The 6,138-nt window shown below is 66.1% G+C and carries 7 protein-coding genes; 4 read left to right on the top strand and 3 right to left on the bottom strand.

Annotation, left to right across the window (positions count from 1 at the left end):
* The first annotated feature begins 678 nt into the window (after positions 1-678).
* Both LO771_RS06855 and LO771_RS06850 read left to right on the top strand, forming a co-directional pair.
* Positions 679-1,131, top strand: coding sequence for a hypothetical protein (locus LO771_RS06855; RefSeq protein WP_230649053.1), 453 nt, complete (start codon positions 679-681; stop codon positions 1,129-1,131).
* 613 nt (positions 1,132-1,744) lie between these two features.
* Positions 1,745-2,227 (top strand): hypothetical protein, encoded by a 483-nt coding sequence (locus LO771_RS06850; RefSeq protein WP_230649051.1) that lies wholly within the window; start codon positions 1,745-1,747, stop codon positions 2,225-2,227.
* Positions 2,228-2,369: 142 nt separating this feature from the next.
* Here the strand turns inward: LO771_RS06850 and LO771_RS06845 are convergent, their stop codons facing one another.
* Positions 2,370-2,684, bottom strand: coding sequence for a CPCC family cysteine-rich protein (locus LO771_RS06845; protein WP_230649091.1), 315 nt, complete (start codon positions 2,682-2,684; stop codon positions 2,370-2,372).
* A 277-nt stretch (positions 2,685-2,961) separates the two neighbouring features.
* On the opposite strand from LO771_RS06845, the gene LO771_RS06840 reads away from it, so the two are divergent.
* Positions 2,962-3,336 carry a YrhB domain-containing protein gene (locus tag LO771_RS06840; protein ID WP_230649049.1) on the top strand — a complete coding sequence of 125 codons (375 nt, stop codon included), beginning with the start codon at positions 2,962-2,964 and terminating at the stop codon, positions 3,334-3,336.
* 529 nt (positions 3,337-3,865) lie between these two features.
* Positions 3,866-4,402: a DUF2716 domain-containing protein gene (locus LO771_RS06835; RefSeq protein ID WP_230649047.1), complete on the top strand. Its 537-nt coding sequence runs from the start codon at positions 3,866-3,868 to the stop codon at positions 4,400-4,402.
* Positions 4,403-4,561: 159 nt separating this feature from the next.
* On the opposite strand, the gene LO771_RS06830 is transcribed toward LO771_RS06835, so the two are convergent.
* Together LO771_RS06830 and LO771_RS06825 are read right to left on the bottom strand one after the other, a co-directional pair.
* On the bottom strand, positions 4,562-4,921 hold the full coding sequence (locus tag LO771_RS06830) for a hypothetical protein (protein WP_230649045.1): 360 nt from the start codon (positions 4,919-4,921) through the stop codon (positions 4,562-4,564).
* A gap of 432 nt (positions 4,922-5,353) precedes the next feature.
* The gene (locus tag LO771_RS06825) at positions 5,354-6,127 is read right to left on the bottom strand and encodes a GntR family transcriptional regulator (RefSeq protein WP_230649043.1); all 774 of its coding nucleotides are present in this window, start codon (positions 6,125-6,127) and stop codon (positions 5,354-5,356) included.
* Between the last annotated feature and the right edge of the window lie 11 nt (positions 6,128-6,138).

The following is a 6,138-nucleotide window of genomic DNA, read 5'->3' as shown; positions in this document are numbered from 1 at the left end:
CTTGCGCCGCGTAGGCAATGCCAGCAACCGCCGGAAGGACTCCGAGGCTGCTGTTCCCCAGACGGTTAAGGGGCGACGGTGATAGCTCCATGACGTTCCTCGAGTGATCGCGCTCTACCAGCGCAGCCTATAGTCGACGGTCCGAGCAACGTCATGCGCACCAGTTTGGGAGACGGCGTATGCGGGTCGCGGTTGACCTGGCGACTCTCTGACCTGGGCCGAAGCGCGGTCGGCGCCGCTGTTCCCCGTGAGTACCCGCCACGTCCCGCCGGAACGGGCACGCAACGGGCACGAGGCCTCTTCGTCCCGAAGCAACTTGGATGGGCGCTCCACCCTGGGCTTGCATCTCTCTTGCCCGCGGCGACAGCCCGTGCTCGTCCGCCCTTGTGTGTCAGCGTTGTCACGCGGCTAGACACTCACCACGCCGCTTTCCTTGGCTCGGTCGCTGTGCCAGAGATCTGGCGCGCCATCTCCTCTTGGTTCCCCTCGAACGGCCCGTAGGCGGCCCCGCCTTAGGTAGCACTCAATGCTGCGCTTAACCTGATCGACGTGCCATCTTCCTCAAGCATGCAGATCGAGGCTTAAACTATGCGAACATCCCTTATGGCAGTTGCTCTGGTATGCACAGCAGTCATCCCGGCCGCTGGATGTCAAACCGCGCCGACAGTCGGAAATTCCATGCACTCGCAGGCCTCGGCCAAACCGACTGCATCGCCTAGCGTTGATCTCGCAAAGGCGGAACGAGACAAGCGTTACCGAGCGGCATCAGTCGATATGGCGGCAGCACTGGACGCCGCCCGAGTGTCAAAAAGGTTTCGCTTCACTGAAGATGTAAAGGGCACGATCGACCTGGTCACTCATTGCGGGATTCGGCAAGGCGCATTCCTCGACCCGAAGGAAACTGGACGCGTCATGAGAGAGATGAGCAACCAACTGAAGCAGAATTCCTGGCGCGATGCCGAGAATAGCACTAGCGAGTACGTGCACTTGATTCGTGACGATTGGAGCATCTTCGTTTCCGCTAATGGGCCGGTCCCAGGAATGAAAATTCCCGAACTTCCCAAGGAGGTAGACATTGTCGAATTTAGCGCACAAAGCGACGGCCACGACTGCATGGCCGAATGGCGGTAAATGCGCGGCGGGGCGACGTGCGCCCGACCAGTGGAATGGCTTTGGGCGGCGTCCTGTCCGGTCTGGGGTCGGGCACGGCCAGGGGGTCGTGCGCTGATCGCGAATCGGGCTGGCTCCTGCCTGCCCGCCTCTAGCCCGATCGGTTCCCTGGTCCTGCTCGATGTCGGGCCCCGGTCCGGAGAGGTGCGTAAAGCCGTAGAACCGGCCGCCCCAGCCACGGCCGGCCGATCCCTCACCCTCCCGCCTGCGGCGCGGAGCGGGCCGCCGCCGAAGCAAGGCGAAGACAGGAGCGACCGCGGCCGGGTACCTGGTCATCTGGTGCGGATCTGATGCGCGACGCCTGAAAAGGTCTGGACAGCAGAAAGGCCCGGGCTGGGGATTCATTCCCTGGCCTGGGCCTTTTCCTGTGGAGCGGGTGACGAGAATCGAACTCGCGCTTTGAGCTTGGGAATCACCGGCCGGATCCGCGCTACCGAGCCGCTGAACAGGGCAGACCGCCTGCACAGCCTCTGCCGCGTCGTGTGGATCACCCTGCTGTTGACCGTAGGTGACCGCTCGTTCTGGCACGGATCTGGCACGGTTCCAGTCAGACGGGCCGTGCAAGGATCGCACCGTGAACTTCGTGGATGAGCTTGAGGTGATGCTCAGTTCGCTGTCCAAGGAACAGGGTGTCTTCGGACGCGCGGCGCGTGCCGATGCCGGCACCGTTGCAGAACACGTCTACCGCCTGGTGCTGGACGCACAGGACGCCTGGGCAGGTTGCGCCGTCAAGGGCTCGCAGGGGCCGACCGGCCCTGACGACATCGCCGATGCGCTGGAGGCTGTCAGCGCGACGCAGGCAGTGAAAGTCATGACGTACCTATCCGCTAATGATCTTGTCTTCCCCGACTCAGGGCCGCGCGATCGGGCCCATGCACGTCGGGCCGCTGAGCGAGTGGTCCGGCTGCTCGGCCATGACGCAACGTGGTGGACGAACATGGAGCTATCCGCCGGTGTTCGGGCCTGGACCCCGGTTACCCGGTACACCTTCGACGGGGTGATCGCAGGTGTCGGCCCAGAAGCCGTCGTGGTCCTGCTCCAGGTAGGAGAGGACTGATCGGTCGGGCTAATCACCGCTTTACAAGTTCGAGCCAGCTCTCACGCGGCCTGCCAGAACCCGCGCTCACGCTCGTGGCTTGGTCCCAGCCCGGTCGGACCGGTCCGCTGACATCCGGCAACGTTGATGTCAGACGTGGATGTCACGGCCAGGTCCGAAGGTGGCCGTAGCCGTACGGCGTGCCGCTATCTGGATGCTCTTCGGGCAGTGGGTCCCGTACGAACCGGGCGCAGTGGTCGTTGCAGGCCCCGATGGTCTCGAAGTTCCGGCGGGCTTGCCGCAGGCTGAGGTCATGGTTCGGGCCGCCGCGGACCTGGTCTGCGTCGTGGTCGTCCTGGCCGTCGTCCTCCCAGAAGCAGACCTCGCAGATCTCGAACGCTCCGCGCTCGGTCAACGTGATGAATCTGCAGCACGGACAGCGGTACGGCCCATCTTCGGCGCTGCCCTGTACAACCATGAACGTCACGCTCGGCATGATGCGCGGTCTCCGCGATGCACACACCTGCTTTTCTGGGCTGCGGGCCGGCCTGCCGAGCCCCAGTTTGGAAGACGCCGTATGCGGGCGCTGGGCGGCCTGCGGAGACGTCGACCTGGGGTGGAGCGCCTCAGGGCCCTCTTCTGCCCGTGACGCCCCGCTGTAGCCCTTTGGAACGGGCACGCAGCGGGCACGACGCGCTTGTACCGGCTGTCGGCTCAGTCCGCTCCCGGTGGCTCGGTGGTGAATGATGAGGGATGTGGTCACCCAAGAGCGCGCCGTCAGCCTGGTTGAGGCTCTGTTGTCGAGGCGGCAGCAGGAGGTGCCGCCGTTGGCATCAGTACCCGTCGCTGTTCTCGATGTGGAGGAACATGCTCTCGGGTGGCTGGTCTTCTGGCAGTCAGTGGAGTACATCCGCAGCCGTGAATTCCGGAAGATGCTGTTAGGCGCCGGCCCCTACCTGGTGGACCGGCAAGACGGGAGCATCCACCACATCCCGGCCACCACTTGGGCCTGTGAGGACTGGGAGGCGCTCTACCTCCAGCAGATCAAGGGCATTCGACCGCCCGATCCGGTGAAAGAGGAGAGGTGTCCGCCCCTGGCCATCGAGACGGTGGCTGGCCCGACTTGGTAGCCGTCCGGATGAGGGGGCGCGGCGACGTCGAGCCGTTAGTTGCCTCCACGCCTCAGGTGTCATTCAGTGCCCTGAGCTGCTCATCTTCCTTGATCGGCGGTACTGGTGCCATCGGGGCGCGGTTTCGCCAACCATCGTGCCCATGGCACCCACGGCGGCACTCGCGCTCAGGGTGTGAGGCGTCCCCATTGCTCTGACGAAGAGCCAGTAGGCAACCGTTGTCATCAGCCAGACCACGAGCAAGTGTCCAGCCTTCGACCACCAGCGCGCCTTCTTCATGAGCAGAACGGTAACCCCTCCAGGCCGACGCCGGACCGTGCAGGCAGCCGGGCGGCTTTGGGTGTCCTGTCTGGTGACTTCTTGCCCTGGAACTAGGCAGCCGAGTCTGTCACCTGCGGCTACTCGGCGCTTCCGACTTCTGACCTGCGGCAGCCTGAGCATTGCCTGTCAGCGTTGGTCAGCCTTGGTCTGCCTCGCACGGCCCAGCGACGGCCCAAGTTCCTCGTAAGGCAGGCACTAGGGTCGGGCGGTGACCAGTCAGTCCCTGCGTCGTCTCAACGACGCGGAACATAGTGCAACATGGGATCGCTTCGACGCCGCGTTCGACTTCCGACCCAGCCTCATTGACTTCCCCGGCATCCGGGAACCCGTGCCCTCGGTGACTTGGAGCCTGGACGCCCTGGGCGACGATCCGCACAGCCGCCGGCGGGACCTGCTCATCGATGCGGTCCAGGACGGCCTCACTGCCTGCACCCCGCTCGGGGCGTCGCTGCTGATCCTGAACTGGCAGCACACCTGCTACGCGCTGCGGCCCGACCTTCCGCCCAGCGACATGTTCCTGCCGCGCGTCCTTGAAGGCCGCTCCCGAGAGGGCTGGCCGCTCAGCCCGTGCCCCGACGGCGACTACTACATCTTCCTGTCCGAGGACCTCAGCCTCGGCAGCTTCGGACACCCCTGGGAGAACTCCCTGTGCCTGTTCGGCGCGCCCCTGCTGAACGAGGTGGCCGACGCCGTGCACCGCCTGCTTCCCACCGTCCTCCGCCGCAACGGGGCACCCGTGACCTGAGCCACCTTGTGGGCCGACCTTCCGCTTTTCAGGCGAGTACGTCCTGCCACGTCATGCGTCAGCCGGGGTCGCTGCCACACGTGATGGTTGACCGTGACTCCCCGCTGCGTACTGCTTCGTCCGCTGACGTTGCCGTCACGCTGCCGTCAGAGTTCCCGGCTATTTGCGCTTTCGCATCTCGGCGACGCGGCGCTCCACGTCGGCCAGGAACCACTCAGGAAGCTCCCCGGTGGCGCGAAGGTGCTCGCGCTCGGCGGCGGTGAGGGTGCCCGCTGCGTCGTCCACAGCGAACGCGTATTCGTGCATTTTGCCCGATGCCGACTCGCGTCGCATGTCGCCAGCGATCCCGGCGGCGGTTCGTGCTTCGGATCCGCTTCGGCGGTTAACCGCGCCCGCCCCCAGTGCAGCTAGCCAACCAAATAGGCCCGCCTTGTGCGCTTTCCTGCTGAGTTGCTCGCGAGCGGCGATCCAGCACAGACGCTCAATAGTCAAGTTCGACATCTGCTCGGGCTGAGTCATGCACCCACCTCCTTCGATCGGCGAGACGGAGCGTAGTGGCTCTACGTCCACCCGACCAGCAGCATCGGTACACGCTCCCGCAAGGCCGGTGGAGCGGCTTTGGGCGGTGTCCTGTCCGGTCTGGGGTCGAGCATGGCCAAGGGGCCATACGCTGGCCGCGAATCGGGCTGGCTCCTGCCTGCCCGCAATAAGCCCGATCGGCCCCTTGGTCTTGCTCGACTCGGGCCCCGGTCCGGAGAGGTGCCTAAAGCCGTGGAACCGGCCGCCCCAGCCACCGGCCGGCCAGCCCTCACCCCCCGCCTCGCGGCGCGGAGCGGGCCGCCGCCGGAGCGGGACGCAGGCAGGAGCGACGGCGAGCGGCGCCGCGCGGCGCCGCTGCGAGCGCAGCGAGCCTTGAGGAAGTGAAGAGAGTTGCGACCGATGTGGCTTGCCCTATCGGCTGCGGACTGCATGTCGCTTGTCCGACGCAGCTGTGATGGCGTAGCCGAATGCCGCATGGATGCCGCCTGTTCGGCTCTCTTCGAGGAGGAGAGGCTGCCCGCTCGCGTCGTAGGTGATGCGGGTGATGACCATGAGTGGTACTGCCTCCGGTAGGTGCAGGGCGGTGCGCTCGTCAGGGAGAGGCATGCGGGCGTAGACGGTCTCGCGCCAGGTGAGGTCGTGGCCGGCGGCGGTGAGGATGGCGTAGATCTCGGACGGCCGCGCTTCGGGAGTGTTCTCCAGAGGCGTGCTGTCGGCGGTCGCGAAGGGGACCAGGGTCTGGTGGAGGGTGCGGGCGCCGGTGGCGGGATCGGTGATCAGGCGGTCGCAACCGATGAGGGCTTCTTCGCTCTCCAGGCCGAGCAGGGGGCCTGTGACGGCGTCGGTCTGGGTGCGGTAGACCGTGGGCGGCTCGGCTTCGGGCCAGTCGTCGGTGGGAGTGCTGAAGTGGTTGTCAGTCCTCGTGATGGTGCGCTCGACGGTGGGGGCGGGGCGGCCGGAGCGGGCGCGCACGAATGAGCCTTTGCCGTTGACGACGTCGACGAGCCCTTCGGTGCGCAGGGCGGCGATGGCCTGGCGGACGGTGGGGCGGGAGACCCTGTAGCGCTGGGAGAGCTGGGCTTCCGAGGGGAGCAGGCTGCCCGGCAGGTACTCGCCGTCGGCGACGGCTTGGCGCAGTACGGCGGCGACCTGCTTGTACAGCGGCTCGTTGCGGGTGATCTCCATGCCTGGGCCCC

It is taken from the genome of Streptacidiphilus sp. ASG 303 (genome assembly GCF_020991365.1).
Lineage (GTDB): Bacteria > Actinomycetota > Actinomycetes > Streptomycetales > Streptomycetaceae > Peterkaempfera.
This window is presented reverse-complemented; position numbering and strand designations above follow the sequence as displayed.

Coding starts and splice junctions, on each gene's coding strand:
- LO771_RS06855 (WP_230649053.1), top strand. CDS start 679: ATGCACTCGCAGGCCTCGGCCAAACCGACTGCATCGCCTAGCGTTGAT.
- LO771_RS06845 (WP_230649091.1), bottom strand. CDS start 2,684: ATGGTTGTACAGGGCAGCGCCGAAGATGGGCCGTACCGCTGTCCGTGC.
- LO771_RS06830 (WP_230649045.1), bottom strand. CDS start 4,921: ATGACTCAGCCCGAGCAGATGTCGAACTTGACTATTGAGCGTCTGTGC.
- LO771_RS06825 (WP_230649043.1), bottom strand. CDS start 6,127: ATGGAGATCACCCGCAACGAGCCGCTGTACAAGCAGGTCGCCGCCGTA.